At 54.3% G+C, this 26,795-nt stretch carries 25 protein-coding genes; 8 read left to right on the top strand and 17 right to left on the bottom strand.

All coding sequences use genetic code 11. From position 1 onward, the window contains the following. Positions 1-18 precede the first annotated feature (18 nt). The 5 genes from RCF31_RS03615 (at position 19) to hpaI (ending at position 4,948) form a co-directional block, all read left to right on the top strand. Positions 19-1,305 carry an FAD-dependent monooxygenase gene (locus RCF31_RS03615; protein WP_416412528.1) on the top strand — a complete coding sequence of 429 codons (1,287 nt, stop codon included), beginning with the start codon at positions 19-21 and terminating at the stop codon, positions 1,303-1,305. 22 nt (positions 1,306-1,327) lie between these two features. Then, entirely contained in the window at positions 1,328-2,374 is a 1,047-nt protein-coding gene (locus RCF31_RS03620) for an amidohydrolase family protein (protein WP_416412529.1), read from the top strand. 120 nt (positions 2,375-2,494) lie between these two features. Further along, the gene (locus RCF31_RS03625) at positions 2,495-3,370 is read left to right on the top strand and encodes a fumarylacetoacetate hydrolase family protein (protein WP_416412530.1); all 876 of its coding nucleotides are present in this window, start codon (positions 2,495-2,497) and stop codon (positions 3,368-3,370) included. Between the two features lie 2 nt (positions 3,371-3,372). Next, positions 3,373-4,176, top strand: a complete 804-nt coding sequence (gene hpaH, locus RCF31_RS03630) for a 2-oxo-hept-4-ene-1,7-dioate hydratase (protein ID WP_416413204.1) — start codon at positions 3,373-3,375, stop codon at positions 4,174-4,176. Positions 4,177-4,183: 7 nt separating this feature from the next. Continuing rightward, positions 4,184-4,948, top strand: a complete 765-nt coding sequence (gene hpaI / locus RCF31_RS03635) for a 4-hydroxy-2-oxoheptanedioate aldolase (RefSeq protein WP_416412531.1) — start codon at positions 4,184-4,186, stop codon at positions 4,946-4,948. Positions 4,949-4,970: 22 nt separating this feature from the next. Here the strand turns inward: hpaI and RCF31_RS03640 are convergent, their stop codons facing one another. The 9 genes from RCF31_RS03640 to RCF31_RS03680 form a co-directional block, all read right to left on the bottom strand. Further along, positions 4,971-6,203 carry a hypothetical protein gene (locus RCF31_RS03640; RefSeq protein ID WP_416412532.1) on the bottom strand — a complete coding sequence of 411 codons (1,233 nt, stop codon included), beginning with the start codon at positions 6,201-6,203 and terminating at the stop codon, positions 4,971-4,973. Between the two features lie 291 nt (positions 6,204-6,494). Beyond that, a complete protein-coding gene (locus RCF31_RS03645) occupies positions 6,495-7,316 on the bottom strand; it encodes a DUF2218 domain-containing protein (protein WP_416412533.1) in 822 nt (273 codons plus the stop codon). A 149-nt stretch (positions 7,317-7,465) separates the two neighbouring features. Next, a complete protein-coding gene (locus RCF31_RS03650) occupies positions 7,466-7,852 on the bottom strand; it encodes a RidA family protein (RefSeq protein WP_416412534.1) in 387 nt (128 codons plus the stop codon). 12 nt (positions 7,853-7,864) lie between these two features. Then, on the bottom strand, positions 7,865-9,199 hold the full coding sequence (locus RCF31_RS03655) for a hypothetical protein (protein WP_416412535.1): 1,335 nt from the start codon (positions 9,197-9,199) through the stop codon (positions 7,865-7,867). Positions 9,200-9,352: 153 nt separating this feature from the next. Next, complete coding sequence (locus RCF31_RS03660; protein WP_416412536.1) at positions 9,353-10,579, bottom strand: DUF3500 domain-containing protein; 1,227 nt, start codon at positions 10,577-10,579, stop codon at positions 9,353-9,355. Further along, positions 10,576-11,436 (bottom strand): fumarylacetoacetate hydrolase family protein, encoded by an 861-nt coding sequence (locus tag RCF31_RS03665; RefSeq protein WP_416412537.1) that lies wholly within the window; start codon positions 11,434-11,436, stop codon positions 10,576-10,578. Before RCF31_RS03665 ends, RCF31_RS03660 begins: the two co-directional genes overlap by 4 nt. A 17-nt stretch (positions 11,437-11,453) precedes the next feature. Beyond that, positions 11,454-11,831, bottom strand: a complete 378-nt coding sequence (locus RCF31_RS03670) for a nuclear transport factor 2 family protein (protein ID WP_416412538.1) — start codon at positions 11,829-11,831, stop codon at positions 11,454-11,456. Continuing rightward, positions 11,831-12,613 carry an SDR family oxidoreductase gene (locus tag RCF31_RS03675; protein ID WP_416412539.1) on the bottom strand — a complete coding sequence of 261 codons (783 nt, stop codon included), beginning with the start codon at positions 12,611-12,613 and terminating at the stop codon, positions 11,831-11,833. Before RCF31_RS03675 ends, RCF31_RS03670 begins: the two co-directional genes overlap by 1 nt. A gap of 263 nt (positions 12,614-12,876) precedes the next feature. After that, positions 12,877-13,581 (bottom strand): pirin family protein, encoded by a 705-nt coding sequence (locus RCF31_RS03680; RefSeq protein WP_299452845.1) that lies wholly within the window; start codon positions 13,579-13,581, stop codon positions 12,877-12,879. A gap of 166 nt (positions 13,582-13,747) precedes the next feature. Here RCF31_RS03680 and RCF31_RS03685 point away from each other — a divergent pair, with 166 nt between their 5' ends. Further along, positions 13,748-14,323: a TetR/AcrR family transcriptional regulator gene (locus RCF31_RS03685; protein ID WP_416412540.1), complete on the top strand. Its 576-nt coding sequence runs from the start codon at positions 13,748-13,750 to the stop codon at positions 14,321-14,323. 1 nt (position 14,324) lies between these two features. On the opposite strand, the gene RCF31_RS03690 is transcribed toward RCF31_RS03685, so the two are convergent. From RCF31_RS03690 to RCF31_RS03710, 5 genes are all read right to left on the bottom strand, one after another. Further along, a complete protein-coding gene (locus tag RCF31_RS03690; RefSeq protein ID WP_416412541.1) occupies positions 14,325-14,906 on the bottom strand; it encodes a TetR/AcrR family transcriptional regulator in 582 nt (193 codons plus the stop codon). A gap of 70 nt (positions 14,907-14,976) precedes the next feature. Further along, entirely contained in the window at positions 14,977-16,404 is a 1,428-nt protein-coding gene (locus tag RCF31_RS03695; RefSeq protein ID WP_416412542.1) for an efflux transporter outer membrane subunit, read from the bottom strand. A 1-nt stretch (position 16,405) separates the two neighbouring features. After that, positions 16,406-19,567 (bottom strand): efflux RND transporter permease subunit, encoded by a 3,162-nt coding sequence (locus tag RCF31_RS03700; RefSeq protein ID WP_416412543.1) that lies wholly within the window; start codon positions 19,565-19,567, stop codon positions 16,406-16,408. 2 nt (positions 19,568-19,569) lie between these two features. Beyond that, positions 19,570-20,727 carry an efflux RND transporter periplasmic adaptor subunit gene (locus RCF31_RS03705; RefSeq protein ID WP_299452835.1) on the bottom strand — a complete coding sequence of 386 codons (1,158 nt, stop codon included), beginning with the start codon at positions 20,725-20,727 and terminating at the stop codon, positions 19,570-19,572. A 255-nt stretch (positions 20,728-20,982) separates the two neighbouring features. Beyond that, positions 20,983-21,642, bottom strand: a complete 660-nt coding sequence (locus tag RCF31_RS03710; RefSeq protein ID WP_416412544.1) for a glutamate racemase — start codon at positions 21,640-21,642, stop codon at positions 20,983-20,985. Between the two features lie 130 nt (positions 21,643-21,772). On the opposite strand from RCF31_RS03710, the gene RCF31_RS03715 reads away from it, so the two are divergent. Both RCF31_RS03715 and RCF31_RS03720 read left to right on the top strand, forming a co-directional pair. Continuing rightward, the gene (locus RCF31_RS03715) at positions 21,773-22,402 is read left to right on the top strand and encodes a LysE family translocator (protein WP_416412545.1); all 630 of its coding nucleotides are present in this window, start codon (positions 21,773-21,775) and stop codon (positions 22,400-22,402) included. Between the two features lie 306 nt (positions 22,403-22,708). Beyond that, a complete protein-coding gene (locus tag RCF31_RS03720; protein ID WP_416413205.1) occupies positions 22,709-23,677 on the top strand; it encodes a GT-D fold domain-containing glycosyltransferase in 969 nt (322 codons plus the stop codon). Positions 23,678-23,761: 84 nt separating this feature from the next. Here RCF31_RS03720 and RCF31_RS03725 read toward each other — a convergent pair whose 3' ends face one another. The 3 genes from RCF31_RS03725 to RCF31_RS03735 form a co-directional block, all read right to left on the bottom strand. Further along, positions 23,762-24,394 carry a DapH/DapD/GlmU-related protein gene (locus RCF31_RS03725; protein WP_416412546.1) on the bottom strand — a complete coding sequence of 211 codons (633 nt, stop codon included), beginning with the start codon at positions 24,392-24,394 and terminating at the stop codon, positions 23,762-23,764. Between the two features lie 142 nt (positions 24,395-24,536). Beyond that, positions 24,537-25,790, bottom strand: a complete 1,254-nt coding sequence (locus tag RCF31_RS03730; RefSeq protein ID WP_299452826.1) for an enolase C-terminal domain-like protein — start codon at positions 25,788-25,790, stop codon at positions 24,537-24,539. A gap of 69 nt (positions 25,791-25,859) precedes the next feature. After that, positions 25,860-26,564: a FadR/GntR family transcriptional regulator gene (locus RCF31_RS03735; protein WP_416412547.1), complete on the bottom strand. Its 705-nt coding sequence runs from the start codon at positions 26,562-26,564 to the stop codon at positions 25,860-25,862. Positions 26,565-26,795 lie beyond the last annotated feature (231 nt).

Raw genomic sequence — 26,795 nt, forward strand, 5'->3', positions numbered from 1 at the left:
TAACAAGAGGAAGTCATCATGTTGGATATCGTCATTATTGGTGCTGGCCCGGCCGGACTGGCAACCGCTCTGCGCCTGCATCAGCAGGGCTTTCGCCCCCGCCTGTTTGAAGCGGTAGCCGAGATTAAACCGCTGGGCGTCGGCGTTGATATCAAGCCGTACGCGGTAAAAGAAATCACCGAACTGGGCCTGTACGACGCCTTTGTTGATATCTCGGTAGAAGCCAAAGAATCGATTTTTTACACCGGCTACGGTCAGCAAATCTTCGGCGAGCAGTGCGGCAAACATATGGGCTACGAATACGACCAGCGGTTTGTCCATCGCGGCCATCTGCAAATGATGCTGTACAAAGCGGTCCAGCAACGCCTGGGCGCTGACGCCATCACCCTCGGCTGTCGTTGCAGCCATTTCGAGCAGGATGACAGCGGCGTGACCGTCCATTTTGATACCCGCTTAAACCCCAATGCGCCGAACAGCGTGCGTGCCGATGTGGTGATTGGCGTGGATGGTATCCGTTCGGTGGTACGCAGCCAATTGTTGCCGGAATCCGCCCGCAGCCACTTCTCCGGTCTGACGCTGTATCGCGGCGTCACCGTGATGCCGCCGTTCAAAACCGGCGGCAGCATTCTGCACATCGGCGACCCGATTCGTCAGGGCACGCTGATCGTCTATCCGATTCAGAACAACGTCGATGGTCAGGGCAATCAGCTGGTGAACTGGGTGATTGAACAGGACGAGAAACCGCAAACCGAAGAAGACTGGAACCAGGAAACCGGCGTCAAAGAGATCGAACACGTGTTTGATGACTGCCAGCTCAATTTCCTCGATGTCAGCGCCATGATCCGCAACGCCCGCGAATGTTATCTGTTCCCGTTGATCGATCATGACCCCTTGCCGCAATGGTCGTTTGGCCGCATCACCCTGCTCGGTGACGCCGCGCATGCCATGTATCCGCGCGGTGGCAACAGCGTTTGCCAGGCTTTTGTCGATGCGCGCGTGGTGGCGGAGAAACTCGCCAGCATCAGCGACCCGGTTGCCGCCTTGCAGGCTTACGAGCTGGAACGGCGAGAAAAAGTGAACTGGCTGGTGCTGGCGTCACGCGGCGAAGGCCCGGAAGTGGTACGCCGTATCGTCGAGGAGCGCAGCGGCGGTAAGCCGTTCGACGACATCGAAAAAATCTTTCCCCACGAAGAAGCCCTGTCGATTTTCAGCGAATACCACGCCAAAGCCGGTATGCGCATTCCGACAGAAAAAGAGACCGACCAACCGACGAAATACTCATCGGTTTTTGCCACCCATAAATAACTGTGACAGAAAGGAACTGACTATGAGCAAGATCATCGATGCCAATATGCACTGGCTGCCAGGCGAGCTGTTTTCTGACAAGAAGCTGCTGAATTCATTTCTCGACTGCGTGCCGAAACAATATGGCGTGCATACCCGCGTAGAGAAAATTGAAGGCAAAGAACTGAGCCAGCTGATTATTGAGCAGCCGAAAGGCTTCGTTAACCTGAACTACGCTGAAGGGCAATACACGCTGGAAAGCCAGCTGGCCGATATGGAAAAAGCCGGGGTTGATCACGCCATTTTCCGTCTGCCGGTGTGGCAGGAATGGCTGGATCTGGAGACCTGTAAAGAGGTCAACACCCGCATGGCCGAATACGTGCAACGCAGCGAGGGCCGCATGTCGGCGCTGGCGGTAGTGCCACCGTGGGGCACGGAAGATTGCCTGCGCGAAGTGGATCGTTGCCTGAATCAGCTGGGCTTCCGTGGCGCGCAGATCGTAGCTCACTACGGCCAGATTTACCTCGACGACGCGGCATTCCGCCCGTACCTGAAATTCCTCAATGATCTGAGCGTCCCGGTGGTGGTGCACCACACGCCGCTGCCGGTGGATTTCAACTCGGTGCTGCCTTACACCAACCAGCGTCGTCAGTTTGGCCGCTGCATTGACCAGGCGACAGCGGTCGGCCGCGAACTGTTCAGCGGCATGTTCGATGAGCTGCCGAACCTGCGCTTTATCCACTCAATGCTGGGCGGCGCGTTTTATGCCTTCGCCGATATGCTGGTTCCGCCGCAACATCAGTTCAACGATGCCGTCGATCGTTTCCAGACCGGCACCGGCAACCTGCGGGCGCAGCTCGGCAACAACATTTTCTTCGACACCTCCGGTGCGCCGCAATGGGGTAAAGCGCAGCTGGAAGCCGCGGTGAAAGTGATCGGCGGCAAAAATATCCTCTACGGCAGCTCCTATCCGATCCGTAAAGACTGGTTCTTCAAAGGCATTGAAACCATCGAAGGTCTGGATATCAGCGCTGAGGATAAAGCCAATATTCTGGGTGGCAACGCCGCGCGCATGTTTAACCTGGCATAACGCGCCACGGCGCTGCGTCAACGCCGTAAACCCTCCTGTGTCTTGAACACTGCTCAGCCACCATGCTGAGAGCGGCGGGCTTCTGCTCGCCGTATTTTTGCTAAAAGAAGGAGAAAACCCGTGGAACGACCGCAATTTATCCGTTTTTCGGCCCACCAGGGCCAGGTGCAGGGATATGGTTTGATCAGCGGTTCCGGTGTGATCGATCTTACGCCACGCTTTGGCGCACGCTGGCCAACGCTGGATGCGGTGATTGCCGACCAGGCGTTGGTGTACCTGGCGACAGAGGCGCAAAATCTGCCAGTGGATTACGCGCTGGCCGATATTCAGTACGAAGTGCCGCTGAGCCAGCCAGGTAAAATCCTGTGCATCGGCGTCAACTATCCCAACCGCAACGCGGAATATAAAGACGGGCAGACGGTACCGGATTATCCGTCGATGTTTGTGCGCTTCGCCGAATCGCTGACCGGGCATCAGCAGCCGCTGCTGCGCCCCGCCGAGAGCGAGCAACTCGATTACGAAGGTGAAGTGGTGATCGTGATAGGCAAAGCCGGTCGCCGCATTGCTGAAAGTGAGGCGCTGAACCATATCGCCGCCATTACCGTCGGTAACGAAGGTACGGTGCGCGACTGGGTACGTCACAGCAAATTTAACGTGACCCAGGGTAAAAACTTCTATCGCTCCGGAGCGATCGGCCCGTGGCTGGTACCGTTCAGCGATGCCGCACAGCTGGCCGATATCCGTTTAACCACCCATGTGAATGGCGAGCTGCGTCAGGACGATCGTACCCGTCATATGACCTTCTCGTTTAGCTGGATCATCGCCTATATCTCCACCTTTATTCCGCTCAATCCCGGCGACATCATCTTTACCGGCACCCCCACCGGGGCCGGAGCGCGTTTTGATCCCCCCATCTGGCTGAAACCGGGCGATGTGATTGACGTGTATGCCGAAGGTATCGGCACCCTGCGCAACGTCGTTGAGGATGAGGTGTGATGATGCTGAGCCAGAGCGAATTATTAACCGCAGTGGAGGCGCTCGACCATGCCGAACGCAGCCGCAGCCAGACCGGATTGCTATCGCTGCGCTTCCCGGCGATGACGCTGGACGATGCTTACGCGGTGCAACAGGCGTGGGTCCGGCAAAAGATTGAGGGGGGGCGCAAGGTGATTGGCTGGAAAATTGGCCTGACCTCGAAAGCGATGCAATACGCCCTGAATATCGACACCCCCGACTCCGGCGTGTTGTTCGACAATATGGTGTTTGACGATGGTGCGACCATTCCCGCCGATCGTTTTATTCAGCCGCGTATTGAAGCGGAGCTGGCCTTTGTACTCAAAGCACCGTTACAGGGACCGGATGTGGATGTCGAAGCGGTGCTGGCGGCGACTGCTTACGTGTTACCCGCGCTGGAAATTCTGGATACCCGCATTGTGCGCAGCGATGCCGCCAGTGGTAAAGCACGCACCATCGTCGATACCGTCTCCGACAACGCCGCCAATGCCGGTGTGGTACTGGGCAGCCAGCTATTTTCCCCGGAAAACGTCGATATGCGCTGGCTGGGAGCGATTGTGTCGCGTAACGCCACCGTTGAGGAAACCGGGCTGGGTGCTGGGGTGCTGAACCATCCGGCTCGCGGCATTGCCTGGCTGGCAAACCGGCTGGCGCAGTATGGCGACCACCTCGCCGCCGGACAGATTGTGCTGGCTGGTTCCTTTATCCGCCCGATTGAAGCCCGTCATGGCGATACCATCCATGCTGACTATGGCCGTCATGGCTCGGTCAGCTGCTACTTTGCGTGAGGTAACGATGTCCGCACCGATCAATGGTTTTAAGCAGGCTTTGCAACATAAACGGGCGCAGATTGGCCTGTGGCTGGCACTGGCCAGCCCCTACAGCGCCGAGATCTGCGGCGCTGCCGGTTTTGACTGGCTGCTGCTGGATGGCGAGCACGCGCCCAATGATGTGCCGTTACTGATGAGCCAGCTCCAGGCGCTGGCGGCAGCACCGGCACATGCCGTGGTACGTGCACCGATGGATGCCCCCTGGCTGATAAAACAGCTGCTGGATATTGGCGCGCAGACGCTACTGATCCCGATGGTGGAGAGTGCAGAACAGGCGCAGGCGCTGGTGAAAGCGGTACGTTATCCGCCGCACGGCATGCGTGGTGTGGGTGCGGCGCTGGCACGGGCTTCGGCCTTTAACCGTACGCCGGATTATCTGACCACCGCCAATGCGCAGATTTGTCTGCTGGTGCAGGTTGAGAGCCGTGCAGGTCTGGCGCAGCTGGATGCGATTGCCGCCACTGAGGGTGTCGATGGGGTGTTTATTGGTCCGGCCGATCTGGCGGCAGATATGGGCTATCCGGGACAACCCGCCGCCGCTGAGGTACAGCAGGCGGTAGAAGCGGCGCTGGTGCGCATTCAGTCACATGGCAAGGCGGCGGGGATTCTGAGTGCCGATGCAAAACTTTGCCGACGTTATCTGGAACTGGGTGCCACTTTTGTCGCGGTAGGCAGTGATGTGGGGCTGCTGGTGAAAGCAACCTCGGCCCTGGCGGCGGATTTTCGCTAATCTGGCACGATGAGTTCCAGCATTACGAGCCTGGATCACAACCTAAAGCTGGTACGCTGGTATCCACCTTACCGCTGTACGTCAGGCTCCCTTCCGGTGCCAGCTGCATGACCGCATTTTTGCCTTTGCCGGTTATCAGCACCAGACGCCCCAGCTCGAAATGGTCGAGCAGTGCTTTAGTGCCGGGATTGATATCCCCGGTGGCCACAAACCACAGCTCGACCGGTACGGTCACCGATTTTTCTGAGGTGTCCATGCGGATCTTAACCCCGTCTCCCTTCAGGCTCAGGTCCTTTCCGCCTTTTCCGGTCAGGCGATAGCCAATGCCGGGTGTGCCTGTTTCATACACTTCACGGTAAACGCCGGTGCTGGGTTGCAGCAAAAAGCGGGATTTACTCGAATGGACAACATAATCACCGTACAAACTTTTATCCTCAACGGAAAGTTGCAGACCCACTGGATCATCACTGCCGGTGAAGTTGATCGTTACGGTGGTTGAGACAGGCGTTTTGATCAAATCGTAGCCTCCCTTCGGGGAGCTGTTGTCGGCAGACAGATACACGTCTCCGGTAATATTGCCGCCCGTGGCAGTGGTATTTATTAGTGTCGGAACATAATGAATCGTGCCACCCTGTAAAACGGGGAAGGATTCAAAATAATGGAAGCCATCGTTAAACCTGAAATAGGCACTGAATATACCGGCAAAAAATTTATTTCCCGCCGGTAAATCATAGATTTCATTTCTCTTCATATAATTTAACAAAGGGTAGCTGTCCTGGTTATTATAATTATAAAGCTGATATGCCACAGGAATATGGGTGGCATAATACCCCCCTTCACGTAATCTCTTTGAGGCATATTTATCACTCATTAAATTGATTTTATCTTCATGCTCTGGGTTTAAATAGCCGCTCAACTCACCGGTTTTCAGGAAAATGAGCTGTGACAGGGCTGACAAATTGTCATGAATCTGCGACACTGATACTAACTCTCGGCTAGATAAGACACTTAGAGGACGTCTGGCAGAATAAGCGTCCTCCTGAGATAGATCTTCATCTGTATAAAATACCATATCTGATGTTATTAGCGGCGTGATTGCGCCATTTGGCAGTCCAGGATTAATCCAGATATCCCGGTCCAGCGACATCGTGTCCTGAGGCGGGTTTTCCCCCATCGCTGACTGGGTCAGCAGCGCCAGCATCAGCAACCCACACCGGATGAGGGAGATATATTTTTTCTCTCGCATTGTCTGCATGACTGAGGCCCCATGAAAAATTATTTAATTATCCTCATTATCAGGAAAGTCAGGCAAAGAGAGGAAGGCGGCTGTGAATTCTAATATTAGAAAATAAATGTGCAACTAACTGAAGTTGATTAAGTGTGACTTACCATGCCAGTGATTAATGCGGTGAAAGGGAGTGTTATCGACTATACATTAATTATCATGCTGCACAGTTCACTTTAAATTCCTTGCATTAACAAGTTATAGCAATAATAAACAGGACGCAGAGCGCCCTGTTTACCCGCGAGTTGATTTTCCTCTCAATCAGGCTGGTTGCCACACCACGTCCAGCGTTTCCCGCACCGCAGCCTCTTCCAGATGACGCACCAGAATATGTTGCATCTCAATCAGTTTTTCGTCATTCAGCGCGGTTAAGGTGACACGGAAGATGCCGTCCAGCGCTTCCATCCGCACTTCGCCCATACTCATGCGGAAGTGGCCGCTGTTTTCATCCATCACCACCGGTGTGCGATGCTGGAAATGACTGCCGAGGCGGCGCAGAAAGCGCTCACCGTTGGGGGTGACGATATCGGCCACACATTTTGCCGCCGCGTCGCTGAGCATGGGTGCATTGAGCAGGGCTTCGATCTGGTTGGCCGCGACATGGATAATCTCTCCAATACGCGTCACCACCTGCTCTGCTACCGGTTCCATTTTGGCGCGCAGGCTGAGTGCACGTTTCAGATGGTCCATTGCCTCCACAATCGCCTGCGGTGACTTGCCGTGCCCTTGCCCCTTCGGCACCACGCGCGCCACCAGCATATCAATCACGGTTTTATTGGCGCTGAGGAACGCGTTCCCTTCGTCGGTAATGCTGTAGCGTTTGCGTCCACCTTTCTCTAAATCGATTTCGGCGTAGCCGCGATCGTAGAGCCAGGTTAAGGCCGGGTAGAGCACGCCCGGGCTGGGTTTATAGGTGCCGCCCAGCCGTTCGTTGACTTCATGAATCAGTTCGTAACCATGGCTGGGCTGTTTGGCGATAATTGCCAGCAACAACAGACGTAATTCGCCATAATCAAAGGCCCGCGCTCGGCGGCCCGTTTTGCCACCCGCAGGTTGCGTGTCCAATTCGCTCTGTCCGACCATGTCTGCCCCCGCGCTGTTACCTGAATAACCACACAAATCTCACTGAATTTAAATATATCGAAATTTCCGATATAGTCCAGATGGATATGACTCACAGGCAATATAGAGAAAGCGGCGGGCAGATACAAATACTGCCCGCTAGCAGGGGATTAGCATGCCAGCACGGCAATAAAGTCGCACTGAATTAAGGTATTACCGCTGAAGTGTCCCTCCAGCGCGTGGCGTGCCGGACGTGAATGTGGCTGCGGGAAAACCTGTAGCCAGTAGCGGTTCACCACTTCGCGCTGGGTTTTATCCTGCATCCATAACGTGACCTTGATGATGTCTTCCATGCTGCCGCCTGCCGCACAGACGATACTCTCCATATGCCGGAACATCAGTGCACACTGCTCGCCCAAATCGGCGGGCACCTGCTGCGTCTGCGGGTCCCGGCCATAAATCACCCCGGAATACAGCATCGATCCCACCCGGCACGCAGCCGGGATCGGATTAGCATGGGGAAAAGCGTCGATATAAATGCTTTCGCGTTTAGCCATATTGCCTCCTGATTAATAATCCTCATCCGCCATTTTCGCGCCAAAGCGATACACCAGACGCAGGCGCTCGGCGTGATAGTTGCCCGTCACCTCATTAGGGGAATGGACGTAGTCAAACTCGAACTCCAGATGCAGGCGTGGCGTGACGTTGTAACCGAGAATCATAAAGGCCGCGTTGATATTCTCGGCAGGCAGCGGATAGTAAATGCCGCTGGAATCTTCCAGTTCCAGCCGCGTCAGCCCAAACACCCCGAGGTACTTTTCGTCGTGGTACGCATAGCGTAAAGCAAAAGCCTTACCGGGCTGGTTGGTGGTGACCATCGAAACCAGCGGTTGCCCGCTCTCCAGCGGGGTGTGGTCATAAATGCCGTAGCTATACGGGGCAAAGAAACCGCCGCTCAGGAAGGCATCCTCTTTGCGTGGCACGTAAGTCGCGGCGAAATAGAGATCGTGATGGCGCGTTTTCATGCCGATGCGCCCGGAATAGAGGTCGGTATCGATGTTGTGATAGGGATACGCCTGATCGCTGGCGTCCCATTCATGCAGATATTGCGCCCCCCAGTACGGCGTCCAGTTGCCAAACTTCAGCGCGGAGACCGGCAGTTGCACCCCGCCATAGCCCAGCTGGGCGCGTTTATCGAAGTTGTAATACCAGGCTTCAGCAAGGGTGTTCCACTGCTGTCCATAGCGCAGGCCCACGGTGGTGAAGCCGTTGCTGTCCACCGATGGCATGCTGGTGTCTTCAATTTCAGGAGCACCGGCATCGCCTTTGCCAAATTCATCCGAACTTTCGGGTTTGAAACGATAAATGCGGTACGCATTCAGCCGGAAGTCGCCCGTGTCATTCAGGGCATAGCTGCCGCCAAACCCTTCATACAACGCCGGAATCATGGTCCAGCCTTCACCTTCATTGGCAAAGGGCGTGTCCAGTCCAATACGTCCGCCCTGGAGATCAAAGCCATATCCCTGATAACGCAGGAAGGCCTTGCCCAGCACGGTCACGTCTTCGGATGGCAGATAGATCTCGGTCTTTTCCGCATCGTCATTATTCAGGCCGAAGTTATAGGCACCATAGACCCCCAGTCCCACGCTAAATCCCGCCGCCTGCGGGCTGCGGTACTGGATATCCCCTCCGGCCGAGCTGGTGCGTTTATTGGGCAGAGTGCCGCTAAATTCTTTAAAGAAGGTCATGGTTTTGAGCTCGCCCGAGATATTGCCTTGTGTGAGCCAGTCGTTAAAGCTGTCGGAGTCCGATGCAGGTGATGCCTCCGCAAAGCAGTTACCGCAGAACAACGCCAGAGGCACTACGGTTAATGCAGCAATTTTGGTTTTTTTCTGAACATGCATTGCCTGATAACCTCGAATAATGTGTAGCGGCGCGATTTATCGCGCAGCGAAGCCGCCCGCGTCCCGTAAGGGAACGGTCAATTGACACTTGGGGTTACCCGGGCAAAACGACGTCACCCGGTACGACAGGAGTTCAGGCTTTGCAGCCTGAGATTACTTCTGCAACTGCGACAGCAATGCCTTGCCGTAGTCGTTGCCGTTAGGTATGCGGGTGATGGTGTGAATGTGGAAACGCGCCGGGTGTGCATTGGTCAGCCACATGCCACTGTGATGATCAAACTCCAGCATCACCACCGGGCTTTGCAGGCGGTAATAAAACACATCGTCATCACCGTGGCCGCCAATCCAGCTCCACCAGCTTTCCTCCAGATGATCTTCGATTTGGCGCAGACGCCAGGCTCGCGGGCCATCCGGCAGAAAATCGAGAAATACCGCCACCAGCGCCATCAGGCTGGCGCGCTGTGCCGGGGTAAACTCCGCCACGCACACCCCTTCCAGCGGGATCACCCGGTTATCCTGAAACGCGCCACCGAGATGGCGCTGATCGGCAAAATTGAAGCGTTCAGCAGGCATCAATGGGTCTTCCATCAACGAATAAATGGTGGCGCGTTGGCGCTGCCCGGCGCTGAGGGATTGCATCAGCGCCAGACCAAGCTGCTCCTCTTCACGGAACAGCACACAATCGCTGGCATCACCCCGTTCGATCACATTGGGTTCGACGCCAAAAAAGGTCGGCGCAATCACCAGTTGCCTGCCGCTGATAAAGCAACAAAATGCCACGTGATGACCGTAAATCGACCAGCCCCACGGCTGCGTGGTCGAAGGGGTGCCGAACAGTAAAAAGTGGAAACTCCAGCGATTCATGATGTGGGTGAGATCGTAGAGTTCGCCGAGAAAATGGTTGGCATCCATCACCTGCTGCACTTTGCGGAAACCGCGTGCGCTGGTGCAGCTTTGCAGTAATGACCGGAACGCCTCGTGGGTTGATGCGGCGGTTTCATCCAGCCGGACACCATAATCATTGAAGGGAATTTCCGGGTTGTACCAGCCACGCCACTGTTTGGCGTCGATGGCATAACTCACCTGCTGCTGTTGCACGCTATCCAGCGTGGAAAATAATGCCTGTGCCGCCCTGACTGCCGCCTCCACCGCAAACCCTTCATCGCGCAGGGCAAACAGATCCGGCTGCACTTCACCATTGCTGGTGATGCCGCGAAAAGTTTCATCCAGCATTGCCTGCCAGTGCGCCCTGAGTTTTTGCGCTTTGTCAGTGGCCAGCATCCGCGCACCATAGGTTTGCAGATCGACACCGCGCGCCAGCCCGATACGTTCGGCATCCGCAGGCATCAGGTAATCACGAAAGTTGTCACGGGTCATCATGCCTCCTGGCGGGTTTCGGCAACCACGGGATTCTCGATATGACCGAGGCCTGCAATCTCCAGCCGCATCACATCGCCGGGTTGTAAAAAGCGTCCGGTCGGCGCACCGATGCCGGAGGGCGTGCCAGTCGCCAGAATGTCGCCGGGCTCCAGCGTCATCACCGTCGAGAGATAGGCTATCTGGGCATAGATGTCGTAAATCATGTCCCCGCTGTCGGCATGCTGACGCAGCTCGCCATTCACAAACAACTTCATCTCCAGTTGCAGGGGATCGGGGATTTCATCGGCAGTGGTGATCCACGGCCCGATCGGGCCATGGGTATCGAAGGATTTACCCAGTGTGAAGGTCGGTGATTTATGCAGCCAGTCACGCGCCGAGACATCGTTGACGATCAGATAACCGGCAATCACGCCTGCCGCCTCACTGGCTTTAACGTGACGGCAGCGTTTGCCGATCACCACGCCCAGTTCGATTTCGTAATCCATTTTGTCGCTGGCATCTGGCTTTACCACCGGTGCGAACGGTCCGTTGATGCAGGAAACCTGTTTGTTAAACCACAGCTGGCTTTGCGGAATCGGCATGCCTGCCTGACGCGCTTCTTCCGCATGTTTGCGGTAATTCATGCCAATGCCGAGAAATTTCTGCGCGTCCTGAATCGGCGCTTCCAGCTGTACCGCCGTTAAGGCAAAGGCCGGTGAACGTGCCGCTGCCAGTCGTGGGCGCAGCGGCGTTAATCCTGCCAGCAGCTGGCGCATGGAATCCCCCACGCCAGGCACGCCAGAGAGGTCTATTACCTGATCACCCACTACTTTGCCAATGCGGGTGCGGCCCTGTTCGGTAAAACGTACCAGTTTCATGCTGTTTTCCTTTGCTGTCAGACCTGATGAGGAGTTAACTGCGAAAGCAGAATTTGCCAGCCACCGGCGGTGCGGCGCAGTACCAGTGTCGAGAAGCCATAACGCTCTGCTTCTTCACCGGTTTCCAGCCGTCGCACCCGGTTACGGGTGTTGCCAGTCAGGATGGCGATATCACCTTCGACACGGATATCTGGCGGCTCACGTTGAATGGACACAAAGCCCCCCATCCGTTTCACATGCGCCAGAAACTGCGCCTTGGTATGCACCATGCCGGTACTGTGGATATGGATAAGATCCGCTGCCAGCATGTTTTCCAGCGCGGTTAAATCCGCTTCGATGAGCGCGCGTTGCCGCTGCTGTTCAAACGCCAGCAATTGATGAATCAGCTCAGTCATCAGATCAACCCCGGATAGGAGCCGCCATCCAGTTGCAGGTTCTGACCCGAAATAAACCCGGCCTGCTGGCTGCACAGAAACGCACAGGCGGCTCCAAATTCAGCCGGTGTGCCGTAGCGTTTGGCGGCAATGGATTGCACATTCCTCTGGCGTGCCTCTTCACGGCTGATACCCTCTTTGGCGATCAGGCGCTGCAGCATAAATTCCTGGCGTGGTGTATCGATCCGCTCCGGCAGCAGGTTATTTATCGTGACATTGTCACGCATCACGTCCTGGCTGATGGCTTTGCACATCGCTGTTAACGCCGCACGCGCTGAGGTGGAGAGCCCCATCATGTAATGCGGCGTTTTCACCATCGCCGAAGTGATATTGATAATGCGGCCAAAGCCCTGTGCCTGCATGGCAGGCAGCCAGGTGCGGATAAGCTGAATCGCTGGAATAAAGTTGGCTTCCATTGCCTCACGCAACGCGCTCGCTTCCCAGTCCGTTAACGCTCCGGGCTGCGGCCCGGCATTGTTGGTAACGAGGATATCGACCTGCGGTAAAGCGCTGATGATGCTGCTACGCCCGGCCTCGGTGGTTAAATCCGCGCAGATATAGCTGATTTCCGCCGCTGGATTTTCCTCACGTAACCGCTGAGCAGCGTCCTGCAATTTGGCTTCATGGCGTCCGTTCAGCGTGACGCGCACCCCTTCTGCCGCCAGTGCCTGTGCACATGCCAGCCCCAGCCCCTGTGACGACGCGCAGACAAAAGCGATTTTACGGCGTATGCCCAGATCCATGATTTCTCCCTGCATTGATGGCGTGGATGACGGTGCGATAACGAATAATTAGATATATCTAGTATTACGATATGTCAGAATATTGCACGGCTCGACGCTGCAAAACTAAGAGGCGGGTCACGGATCGTTAACAGGATGTGAAAATGAGAGGTGTTATAACAGCGCGATAAATCGCGCCGCTACGTTAGGTTGCGGTTGTTGGCATTGGTGCTAATAACTGCACATTCCGTAGCGACGCGATTTATCGCGTGGGTTTTAATAAACTATTGCCCGCTGACGGTACCGTTCAGCACCGCGGGCGCGTCGGCTTTCACCAGGAAACAGATCAGCGTGGCATCACGTTCTCCGCGAATATCCGGCAACGATGCCGCATCGCTGACCGCATCACCTTTATGCAACCGCTGCTCACCAATACGCACCACCCCCTCCAGCAGGGTGATCCAGACGGCAAAGCCCTCACGCTGAGGCACCTGAATTTGCTGGTCTCTTTCCAGTTTCAGATCCCAGGCATACACCGCCTGACGTAACGTCAGCGGAGCATCACTGCCTTCCGGTCCGGCCAGTAATGTCCAGTCATTCACTGCCGCGCCTGCTGGCCGGGTGAATTGCTGCACACGCCCTTCGCCACCCGCGCTGGCGGGCCGGATGTAAGCCTGCAACATTTCGGTTTCGATCAGCGGTGCCGATTCTTCATGACGCAGACCGTCACCGGCATTCACCACCATCACGCGTTTGGCGTTAAGCGGCGTGCGTTCGCCATCTTCATGCTGATGCTGGGAAGAACCGCGCCAGACGTAAGTGAAGATCTCATCATTCTGATGGCTGTGCATCGGTACGCGTGCGCCGGTTTTCAGCGTCATCTGGTCCACAATCGCCAGCGGCCCAAACGCCTCGCCAGGACGCTGGCGGCGAATGGTAAAAGGACCATATTCAAACAGCTGGTCGCGCTGTGCACGTAACACGTTCATTATCAGCCTCCACAAAATCAGTTTATGGCAACCATGATAGTGACTGAAAAATTGCACACCAGTAGGGGGATTTGCTCGGTTAAATCAAATTTTTTGACAATTGATCATTCGCCATCGTTGCGGAAATTACGTAAAATAAACGCTTACTTTCCGCAGGCCATACACAATGAATCGGACAGAGCAAATTCTTGCCGCAGCAGAACAATGCATGCGGCTTAAAGGCTTTCACCAGACTTCAATCCAGAATATTGCCCGTGAGGCAAATGTCAGCGTGGGTTTGATTTATAAATATTTCACCAATAAAGAGTCGATTATCGAAGCGCTGGTGTTCAACATCACACAACGTTTAAAAGATCGCTTAAATGATGATCTGGAAAAAATTGCCAAATCAGGGGGCCAGGCACGCCTGCCGTTGTTTTCCGCCGGGCTGGTACCGCGTGAAGTGGAAAATGATATTGTGTTATTAATGGAAATATCGTCTGAATCGATGCGTAACCCGCGCATTATGCAAATCATGACCAATGCCTGGCAAAATCTGAAAGATAATTTTATTGCTAAAGAACAGGCACTTCATCCTGAGAAAGACAGCAATATTATTCATACCCGCTTATATGTGCTGTCACTGATTATTGACGGCATTATTATCCGCCGCAGCATGAAACAACGCGAAATTGCACCGTCTTTTGTGCCATTTTTTGACGGCATTATCAACGATGTGAACAATACCGTGGTTAAACAATAAATTAAGGTAATAAATGCTGACTGAGAATCGTGTTCAGACGCGCCAGTTCCTGTTGATCTAAACCATCATCAACAAAAGTACGACAGGCCACACCATCAATCAGCAGTAACAAAAAATGGATCTGATTAAAACGTTGCTCCGCAGTCGCCTGGGGTTCCCGTTGCTGAAATACATTATCCAGCATGGCAATTAATTGTTGCTCTTGCTCAGCGAGAATGTCTCGCACACTGGCATTACGTGAAGCCTCAGAATAGACTTCCAGCAATAAACACTGGTCCTTAATTGACCATCCCTGCCAGAACACCGAATCCCTGACAATAATATCCGCCACCTGCGGTTGCTGGCTGAGTTTATTTTCCAGAAAAGTGCGCCATTCTGTCGCGATGACCTTTACCGTTTCAATCACCAATAATTCTTTGCTGCTGAAGTAACGATATATTTGTGCAGCACCCAGCCCACTTTCAGCACTCATCTCTGCCATGCTGGCACCATGAAAACCAGAACGACTGAAACAGACTTTCGCCGCCGCAATAATCAGCTGTTTGCGCTGGTGCAAAAAATCTTCAAAGTCTTTCCTGGTCAATTTGAAACCCCATCAAAAAAAATGTACGAATTCGTCACCGTGGGCCGATACTTAATCGGCCCACGGGATTTTACAGCTTGAGTTCCGACTCTTTCAATGCGGTCCCGCCACCCATCACTTTGTAGAAGGTGATGAGATTCAGGTAATACGCCTGTTGGGTGGTGACCAGGCTGGTGCGCGCGCTATACAGCGTGCGCTGCGCGGTCAGTGCATCCAGGTATGTATCAATACCGTTGCGGTAACGCAGATCTGCCAGATGGTAGTAAGTCTGCGATGCCGTCACGTTATTACGCTGGCTGGTTAACTCGTCGTTAATGGTGCCACGCCGTGCCAGCGCATCCGCCACTTCCTGGAACGCCGTTTGCACCGCTTTCTCATACGCCGCGACGTAGTATTCCTTCTCCGCTTTGGTGTATTTCAGCTGCGAAATATTGTAGCCACCGGTGAAAATCGGCAGCGAGATGCTCGGCGCAAACGACCAAATCCCGGCACCGTTTTTAAACAGTGAAGAAAGGTCAGAACTGCCCACACCACCGCTGGTGGTCAGCGAGATGGTGGGGAAGAAGTTGGCGCGCGCCGCACCAATACTGGCATTGGCTGACTTCAGGTTATGTTCCGCTTCCAGTACATCCGGACGATTCAACAGCGCGTCTGACGAAATTCCGGCAGGCACCTCACGGAATGCCTGCCCCAGCGCATCAATACCCTGCGGCAGCAGGTTATCCGGTACGCTGCGTCCCACCACCAAATCCAGCGCGTTTTTATCCTGCGCGACATCCGTGGTGTAACTGGCCACATCCGCCATCGCCGAATGATAAGTGGTTTCGGCAGAGGAGAGATCCACCATTGAGGCGGTGCCATGCTCCATCTGCTTGCGCGTCACTTCCATCGACTGACGGGCGCTTTCCGCCGTATCTTTGGCGATCGCCAGATTGCTGCGATCGGCCGCCAGCTGGAGCCAGTAATCCGCCGTGTTGTACAGCACCGTCAGGCGCGTACTGCGTGCGCCCTCCAGCGTACCGAGATAAGTTTCATACTGCTCGCGCGTCAGGCTCTGATTCTTACCAAACAGATCCAGCTCGAACGAACTGACGCTGCCTTCGGCTGAATAACTGTTGCTGATCGCCGTCTGATTACCTTCTCCCGTCAGGGCGCGCGAACGGGTGCCACTGACGCCAGCATTGATGGTCGGGAACAGCTCTGAACGTTCCTCACCATACTGGGCGTGGGCGGCTTTGACGCTGGCGACGGCTTCACGCAGATCGCGACTGCTATCCAGCGCCATCGCTACCACCTGACGCAGCTGCGGATCCAGGATATAAGTCTGCCAGCCAATGTCACGATAATTGGCCGCCTGTGCCCCCTGCAATGAACGATAAGCCTCACCGGAGGGCATGGTTTTGCTCACCGGGGCTTCCGGACGTTTATAGTCCGGGTCGAGTGAGACACAGCCCGCGAGGAAACAGGGTAAAAATACCACCAAAAGTTTTGCTGACATGTTATTCCCCCGTCTTCGCAGCAGTTTCAGTGTGGCTTGCATGGCTATGCGGCATCCCAGGGAATACGCGACGGACCAGCACAAAGAACAGCGGAACTAAGAAGATTGCTAACAGCGTGGCGGAAATGGTACCGCCGATGATGCCGGTACCGATGGCAATACGGCTGTTAGCACCCGCACCGGTCGATATCGCCAGCGGCAATACCCCGGCAGTAAACGCCAGCGAGGTCATAATGATCGGACGCAAGCGCATTGATGCCGCGTGCATCGCCGCTTTCACCAGGTTTTCCCCTCTGCGGTAGTTATCTTCAGCAAATTCCACGATCAGGATGGCGTTCTTGGTCGACAGGCCAATGATGGTCAGCAGTGCCACCTGGAAATAAACATCGTTTTCCAGACCGCGCAATGTAATCGCCAGCAGGGAGCCAAACACGCCCAGTGGCACCACCATCATTACCGAGAACGGCACCGACCAGCTTTCATACAGCGCCGCCAGACACAGGAATACCACCATCAGCGAGATAGCATACAGCGATACCGCCTGGTTACCTGCCAGTCGCTCCTGGTAGGACAAACCGCTCCACGCAAAGGTGGTGCCTTGTGGCAATTTGCTCGCCAGTTTCTCCATCGCCGTCATCGCATCACCGGAACTTTTGCCACTTGCCGACGACCCCTGAATTTCATAGGACGACAGACCGTTGTACCGGGACAGCACATCCGGGCCATAAGTCCAGTGCGAGGAAGAGAATGACGAGAACGGCACCATTGTGGTGTCACCCTCGCTATCAGTACCCGTGACAAACCATTTATCGATATCCTCTGGTTTGCTGCGGAACGCTTCATCACCCTGCATGTAGACCTTTTTCACCCTGCCGCGATCGGTGAAGTCATTGACGTAGTTTCCACCAATGGCGGTACTCAGCGTGCTGTTGATATTACTGATGGTCAGACCGAGCGACTGGGCTTTCTCGTCATCGATATCCACCTGCAACTGCGGCAGATCTGGCAAGGTATTGGCGCGCACGCTGCTCAGCACCGGGTCCTGATTGGCTTGTGCAATCAACTGGTCGCGGAGCTTCAGCAGTTGGTTACGATCGGTGGTGCCACGTCCCTGCAATTCGAAGGTGAAGCCATTCGACTGACCCAAACCTGAGATGGACGGCGGCGACAGGACAAACACCTGCGCATCACGAATACCGGACAGGTTCATCATGGCGCGTCCGGCAATGGCGTCAGCGGTATTGGCCGCGCCCTTACGTTCGCTCCAGTTTTTCAACGAGATAAAGCCCACACCGGCGTTCTGCCCGCTACCGGCAAAGCTGAAGCCGTTCACCAGCATGCTGACGTTGACGTTATCTTTTTCTTTGGTGGCGAAGTATTGCTGGATCTGACGACGGACTTCGCTGGTGCGGTTTTCCGTAGCACCCGGAGCCAGCGTGTACTGCACCATGATGTAGCCCTGGTCTTCAGTCGGCAGGAAGCCGGTCGGCAGACGCAGGTACATAAAGGCACAACCAATCAGCAGCACCGCGTACAGCAGCAGGTAACGCACCGAGCTGTGAATCACATGCCCGACTTTATCGTGATAACGCGCCTGGATTTTCTCGTAGCTGCGGTTAAACCAGCCGAAAAAGCCTTTCTGTCCGCTTTCATGATCGTGCGGTTTCAGCATGGTGGCGCACAGCGCCGGGGTCAGTGTCAGAGCGACAATCACGGACAACACCATCGAAGACACAATGGTGATGGAGAACTGACGGTAAATAACACCGGTTGAGCCGCTGAAGAAGGTCATAGGCAGGAACACCGCCGACAACACCAGCGCAATACCGATCAGCGCACCGGTGATCTCCTTCATCGATTTTTCGGTCGCTTCCCGTGGCGGCAGATGTTCTTCACGCATCACGCGCTCAACGTTTTCCACCACCACGATGGCGTCATCCACTAATAGCCCGATGGCAAGCACCATCCCAAACATCGTCAGGGTGTTAATCGAGTAGTTAAACACCGCCAGCACACCAAAGGTGCCGAGTAACACCACCGGAACAGCAATCGCCGGGATCAGCGTGGTACGGATGTTTTGCAGGAACACAAACATCACGATCACCACCAGCACAATCGCCTCAACGAGGGTTTTTACCACCTCTTCAATCGAGATCTTAACGAAGTCGGTACTGTCGAGCGGATAGGCGATGTCGTAACCGGTTGGCAGGCTGCTACGGAACTCATCTACCGTAGATTTCACGACCTCAGCGGTGGACAGTGCATTGGCACCGGACGCCAGCTGAATCGCGATACCTGAGGCCGGATGACCATTAGCCAGCACGTTGGCGCTGTAGTCGTCATCACCCATTTCCACCCGCGCGACATCGCTCAGATGCACCACCGAACCATCCGTCTGGCTTTTCAGTACGATGTTGCGGAACTGCTCTGGCGTTTGCAGACGCGAACGGGAACGCACGGTCGCCACCAGTTGCTGCTCTTTACTGGCGGGTTGCGCCCCCAGCTGCCCGGATGATACCTGGGTGTTCTGCGCTTCCAGCGCGGTTTCCACGTCAGAAGGCATCAATGAATAGGAAGCCAGTTTCGCCGGGTCCAGCCAGATACGCATCGCGTATTCCGCACCAAACACCTGCACGCTACCCACGCCCGGCAGTCGGGCCAGGGTGTCCTCCATGTTACTGACCAGGTAGTCAGCCACATCCGCTGAGGTGCTTTTGTTGTTTTTATCGTACAGCGCCATGATCAGCAGGAAGTCGCTCTGCGCCTTCTCGACGGTCACGCCCTGCTGGGTCACCGCGTCCGGCAAGCGGCTTTCTGCCTGCTGCACTTTGTTCTGTACCTGTACCTGAGCGATATCAGGATCAGTGCCCTGCTCGAAGGTCACGGTGATTTTGACCTGGCCGGTGGACGCAGTGCTGGTAGACGAGAAGTACAGCAAGCCGTCAAGACCGGTCAGCTGCTGCTCAATCACCTGGGTCACGCTGCTTTCCAGCGTTTCCGCTGACGCACCGGTATAGGTCGCCTGAATACTGATTTGCGGTGGTGCCACATCAGGATATTGCGCTATCGGCAGGTTTTTGATGCTGAGGAGACCGAACATCATGATGCAGATGGCAATCACCCAGGCAAACACCGGTCGGCGGATAAAGAACTGAGCCAACATAATCAGTTTCCTCCGGCGGTATTCGCAGGGGTATCAGTCGTGGTGGTGCCTGTTTCTACCGCTTTCACGGTCTGGCCTGGCTGCACTTTGCCTGTGCCTTCGACAATCAGCTTGTCGCCACTTTGCAGGCCACTGTCGATCAGCCATTTGTTGCCAATCACCCGATCGGTCACCACTTCGCGGCTTTCCACTTTGTTGTCTTTATCCACCACTAACGCGGTGGCATTGCCTTTCGCATCACGGGTAATCCCCTGCTGCGGTGCCAGGATCGCATCGTTTTTCACACCATTAGTGACACTGGCGCGGACATACATGCCAGGCAGCAGTTGGTGATCCGGGTTGGGGAAGATAGCACGCAGTGTAACGGTACCGGTCGATTCATCCACGGAGACTTCGGTCAGTTCCAGCTTACCGGTGCGATCGTAAGTAGAGCCGTCTTCCAGCTGCACCGTGACTGGCACCTCATCGCTGTTCTGGTTCAGTGACGCCTGCTGGCGTTTGAGCTTCAGCAATTGCACGCTGGACTGGGTCAGATCGACATAAATCGGATCGAGGGCGCGAATCGTCGCCAGCGCCGTGGTCTGCTCGGATGTCACCAGCGCGCCAGGTGTCACCGATGAAATACCAATACGGCCGCTGATCGGCGCTTTGATCTGGGTGTAATTCAGGTTAATACGTGCACTTTCCACTGCCGCTTTGTACTGCGCAACCGAGGCAATATTCTGCTGGTAAGTGGCTTCCGCATCATCGGCATCCTGACGGGAAACACCGTTCTCTTTCACCAGCGCCGCATAACGTTCGGCTTTGAGCTTGCTGCTTTTGACTACTGCGATGGCATTTTTGAGTTGCCCGACCGCTTCGTCATAACTGGCCTGATAACTGGCCGGGTCAATCTGGTAAAGCACCTGACCGGCTTTAACCTCATCGCCTTCGGTGAACAGGCGTTTCTGGATAATCCCTCCCACCTGCGGACGTACATCTGACGTCATGGTACCGGTGACACGCCCTGTCAATTGACTGGTCAGTGTAACCGGTTCTGTTTGCAGCGTTTTTACGCCAACTTCCGTGACCATTGCCCCGGGTTTGTTCTCTGCACTCTGGTCGCAGGCGACAATCAGAAACGCCAGACCTGCAATGACATACCGCTGAAAAACCATCATGGTTAACCCTATAGTGAACGTTCATTCTCAGCGCGAAAGTCTAACAAACAACCGTTGATGGTGTATGTAAGTAAAGTGAAAAGATCGAACGTGCCGCATGATCGGCAACGTTGCGGGATTTCCCGGCGATAACTGATTATTGAACCCCGCAGTGAAATATCGCACCGGATTGTTGCGGCGCAATTTATTGCGCGGGGTTTACCGGCACGGTGCACAGAATTGCGCGATAAATCGCGCCGCTACGGCTCCGTGCGGTTATTGGCCTGGTTGCGACAAACCAGTTCGATTTATCGCGCAACGCAATGCCAGCTGCGGGCTGGTTAACGGGCGCTGATCTTCGCTGAAATCCTGCGCCGCAATCGCCATCGACACCTGCGCCAGTGCCACATTCACCGCGCCCTGCTGACGCGCCAGCTCCACCGCTTCCTTGATCAGTCGCCGATACCCCAGTTGATCACCGGCTTTAAATGTTGCCCAGGCATCGGGGATCAGGCGCACTTCCGGCTGTTGCCCGTCCCGTGCAGGCGGGCAAAACAAGGCAGTGGTCGCTGCCAGCGTCGATTCCGCCGCGCACAGCACCACGGATTGACCTTCCCGACGGTGTACTTCATCGGCCAGCATGCCGTCAGTGCGCCAGACAACGCAGCCGTTGGCATCGTTGTGGAAACTATCCGCTACCGGCCCCAGGGTAGAACAGGTAATCAGAATCGCATCAAACCAAGGTGTCAGGCTATGCAGCAACGCGGTAAGACGTGTTTGCTGCTCAGGCGTCATACCGCCACTCAACTCGGCTTCGGCCAGCAGATGAGGCATCACCAGATGGTTTAAAGCCGTGGATGGCATGCCGAGGCTGGCGGCGGCTTGATCAAAAATAGCGATATTGCTGGCGGCGGTATGTAAACAGGCGATGGTCATAGAAAATCCTTTTTGTGATTATTGGCGGATACTTATCACTATCCTGCTTAGCCACATTGCATTAGTCACGAATTTTCATCAGAATTATTTTACATTGCCATCAGCAGTTTATCGCCCGTCGCTTGCCATTATGGATTCGAATCTCGTTGCGTTTATTATCGCCATCCTGCCGATCGCCTTGTCACCCGGGGCCAGCTTCACGCTGGCGATTAACAATACCCTGACGTCGGGTTACCGCGGCCTGACAGCGATTATTATCGGGACCACTCTGGGTATCTATACCCATGCGCTGTTGATTGGTTCCGGGATCAGTGCCCTGCTATTACGCTCCCCGGCTATTTTTACCCTGCTCAGTTTCGCCGGAGCCATCTATCTCTTCTGGCTCGGATTACAGCTGATTAAACGGGGGCGCAATGTGGCGTCACCTTATGTTTCCCGTCGTCCCCGACAAACCACCCTCTTCGATGCGTGGCTGGCCAATGTGCTGAATCCCAAAGCGGTGATGCTTTATCTCACCGTGGTGTCGCAGTTTGCCGGTAAACAGGCGGCATTGAGTCACTTTCTGCTGTTAGCCACAGTGCATATCCTGATCATGAGTCTGTGGCTGGTGGTGGTATGTTGTGCCCTGCTGACCTCAGCCAGGCTCATCAACATCCAGAAAATCGGTTACTTCATTAACGTGGTGGGGGGGGCGGTTCTGGTGATTTTTGCCCTGCAAAACTTCGTGCACCTGCTGCTGAAATTGCTGGGATTATCTTAACGCCGCGATAACCCGAGCGGAATATCCGGAGAACTGTGCCCACGCGCAGCAATTACCCTTATTCATCAAATGAATTTATTTAACCGGTGGTAAAGATGGCGATAAGGATTATCCTGGGTAAAATAATAGAACCTCACGATTTTATAGGTTTTTTATTTTTCTGCTGCATAGTTTTTATTTCTCAATGATAAGAAATCCTGCAACGCCGTTAATTTGAGAGTTTCCTCAGACACCAATAAACAACATGCCATGTTATAAGTCACGCGACTGCTCTGCGGTAAGCCCGCCTATAACAGAAGGTTAATGATGATCAGCGCTAATTCAATTTATCGCAAATTACGCTTTCCGTTTAAACTCACCCATGCAGCTTTCAAATACCCGCGGGCTAATGCGCGTGTAAAGCAATACAGGGTGCTATCTCCCGAGCAGACCATTGACCTGTTGCTGAAAAACGATCACCTGTCTATCAGCCGCTATGGCGATGGCGAGCTGGAGATGACGTTATTCAAAAATATTGGTTTTCAGGCTTTTGATGAGCGCCTTTCCGTTCGTTTAAAAGAAATTATGCAGCGTGGCGTGAATAACAATCCCAGCTGCCTGATTTGTATGCCTGATGCATTTCGTGGTACGGGGAATATGCGGTTCGGTTCGGCCCTGTTCTGGTTTTTCCATAAAGCATTTTGTTTTCTGCGTTATGAACCATTATTAAGTAGAAAATATCTGTATGGAAATACCTCCGTGACCAGACCGTACCATGATTATAAAGACAAAGCCTTATCCGCAGTGATGTTTGCCAAATTTAAACAGCTCTTTGAAAATAAGAAAATTTTAATCGTGGAAGGCAGTGGCACGCGTTTAGGTATGGGTAATGACCTGCTGGCCGGGGCGGCAGAAATTAAACGTATCACCACGCTGAATCGTAATGCTTTTTCACTCTACAACGATCTTTACAGTGCCGTGCTGGCACACGGGCGTGATTTCGACCTGGTACTGATTTCACTTGGCCCTACCGCGACAGTGCTGGCCTATGATCTCAGCCAGCAAGGCATTCGCTGCATTGATAGCGGCCATATCGATATTGAGTATGAGTGGATGCGCAGCGCAGCGCGCGACAAAGTGAAGGTCGCCGGAAAAAATGTTAACGAAGCTGGCGTGTTGCTGAGCGATGAGGTACGCGACAATGATGAATATTATCGCAGCCAGATTCTGTTGCATGTGGGGTTGAAACCGGAAGCCGTGCCGACAGCCCAGCCGCTGCGCCAGCCGATGATGTGAATAACGGGGCGGCATATTTTCACCGCAGGCAATCTCAAAAATGGATGATATTGCGATTGCCTGCGGTTAGTGGAATGGATCGCCCTACTTACCGTGGCGCTGGCAAAAAGCGTCAATGTCGCCGGACTGAAAATCCGCCAGATGCGCCATAATCTTCTCCAGCGGCCAGTGCCACCAGGCGATCGCCTGAAGCTGCGCGGCGATGGCTGGCGTAAAGCGCACGCGAATTGGCCTGGCCGGTACGCCGCCTACAATGGTGTAAGGTGGCACATCTTTGCTCACCACTGCCCCTGCCGCCAGCACTGCCCCATCACCCACCGTGACGCCGGGCAGCACAATCACCCCATGACCAATCCACACATCATGGCCAATGACCACCCGATCGGCACGGCGATTGGCAAAGAAGGAAGCATCGCGTTGCGCCTGGTTGTCATAATATTCCGGGCAATAAGTAAAACGATGCTGTGAAGCCCGATCCATCGGATGATTCGGTGCGCCAATGCGTACCTGATTGGCAATGGCCGTGAAGCGACCAATTTGCGCATCAGCAATACAGCAGTGCTCACCTACGTAAGAGAAATCCCCCAGCTCGCAATATTCAAGGTAACTGTGTGCGAGGATCTCACACTGCTGACCAATGCTGGTCTCACGCATACGCACGCTGGGATCGATGACGGTATGTTGTAATTTGGCCGGTTGCACAGCAGCGAGTGCCATAGCGAAAACTCCGTAGTGGTCAGATGTCTGGATAACCTGGCTGCCACAGGGCAGCGACGAGACATCAATTTAACCGGCCAGGATGACAGCCAGATGGCAAGCAACACCATCCGGACAGAGTCGCAGTGATTCTTCACGGATTTTACGGGCGAGCGGCTGTGCCATCCGGCAAACGGGCATTGGTCCAATCCGGGATGCCGCCGGAAACCGGATATTTCGCTGCCTGTTTGAGATCGATATCCACGCCGAGTCCCGGGCGATCACTCAAATAGGCATAGCCACGATCAATTTCCGGACAACCGGGGAAGACCTCCTGCAATGCCTCATTGACTGGCGTGTATTCCTGAATGCCCAGATTGGTGATACTCATATCGATATGCAGATTGGCCGCCACACCGACTGGTGAGATATCGCCAGGGCCGTGCCAGGCGGTTCTGACACCGTATAACTCGGCAAAAGTCGCCAGCTTTTTCGCCGGAGTGATGCCGCCAATGGTGCTGACATGACAGCGAATATAATCAATTAACTGATGCTGGATCAGCGGCTTCCACTCGTTGATCTGAGTAAAAAGTTCCCCCATCGCCACCGGTGTGCTGCTCTGGGCCCGCAGTTTGCTTAACCAGTCGATATTTTCCGGGGCCACCGGATCCTCAAGGAAGAACAGCTGGTAAGGTTCCAGTGATTTTGCCATCTGCACCGCTGCAATCGGCGTGATACGTTCATGCACGTCATGGATAAATTCCACACCAAAACCAAGCTTGTTACGAAGATGATCAAACAGACGTGGCACGGCACGCGCGTAGGCATCGGGGTCAAAATAGACGCCATGCGTCTGGCTACGTGGTGACACTTTGGGCTGAATATTTTTCGCACGCGACAATTTTCCCGCAATCAGGCGCAGGTCATCAGTACCGGCTCCTCCGTACATCCCCATCTGGCAACGCACGTACTGGTAACCCTCTTCCATACGCGCGCGGATATTGTCCTCCACTTCGATCTCATCCGCGCCGTCGCAGTGGCGATACAGGGCGATGCCGTCACGACATCTACCGCCCAGCAACTCATACACGGGCAGGTTTGCGAGCTTTCCTTTCAGATCCCACAACGCCATATCCATGCCTGACAGTGCGTTGTTCATCACCGGGCCATTACGCCAGTAACCACTCACGGCGGCAGATTGCCACAGGTCTTCAATACGCGACGGGTCTTTGCCAAGCAAAAAAGGCTTGATGTAACTCTCGATAGCGGCGGCCACGGCATATATACGCTGGGTGAAGGTCGCGCAACCAAGGCCGTACAGTCCCGGTTCGCTGGTTTCGATTTTCACCACCACCAGATCAATGCCACCGGGAGCCGTGAGTATGGTTTTGACGTCAGTAATTTTCAGCTCACTCATGAAATCCTCACTTATCCTGTATGATGTCCTACATGTTGAATGAATTAAAAAGCCCGCGATGGGCTTTTTTTAAGCGTTGTGACGCACGTCTTCGATGGCATGCACGTTATGCGTCATGGCGCTGTTTAGTGTCTCCGTCGCCAATGCAGCATCGCGATTTTTAAGCGCCATAAACACCTTGATATGGGCCTCTACGCTTTCAATCGTAATGCCCAGCACCCGGTTCAGTTCCTCAAGATAATGCACGTAGATCCCTTTCAGGGATTCCATCACGTGAATAAAGACTTTGTTGTGGGATGCCTTAACAATCGCCAGATGAAAGTCATAATCAGCCAGTGAGTATTTTTTATAATCGTCGCGACTAATCAGCATCCGATTCAGCGCCTTTTCCAGCGCCTGGACATCTTCATCGGTGGCGTTCTTTACCGCCAACTCCATACAGCGGAACTCGACAGTCTGGCGGAACACCCGCATATCGTCGAACTCTTCCTGTGACAGATGCAGGATGGGCGCGTTGTCACTGAAGGCATCATAGCGCGCCAGATCGCGGGTCACATACGTTCCCTTTCCCTGATGCGTCACCACCACACCCAGATCACGCAGTTTCTGCACCGCGCTCCTGACACTGACCCGGCTCACCTGGAATGTTGCGGTCAGCTCCGCCTCAGAAGGCAGCTTACAGCCGGACTCCCAGACGCCGTTCTGAATGTTTTGCTTCATCTGCTCATAAATAACGTCAACGACATTATGTTTTTGGATACTTTCAAGACTCACCGGGCGCTCTCACTTGTCCTACATGTGTCAGGTTTTAACGTTTCAGCGCCCGCCTGACAAGGAAAAATTATTCCCCCTTCGGCATAGCATTTTATTAAATCAACTATTTTATGATTTATTTCAATAAATTAAACAGAAAACTTTGTTTCACACCCTCAATATGACTCAGCAAAAATGTGACTCATCCTGCAATTACTCGCCATCGGAATTGCTGTCGATTATCGCTTAACG

The sequence above is a fragment of the Pantoea sp. App145 genome, assembly GCF_047947045.1.
Lineage (GTDB): Bacteria > Pseudomonadota > Gammaproteobacteria > Enterobacterales > Enterobacteriaceae > Pantoea.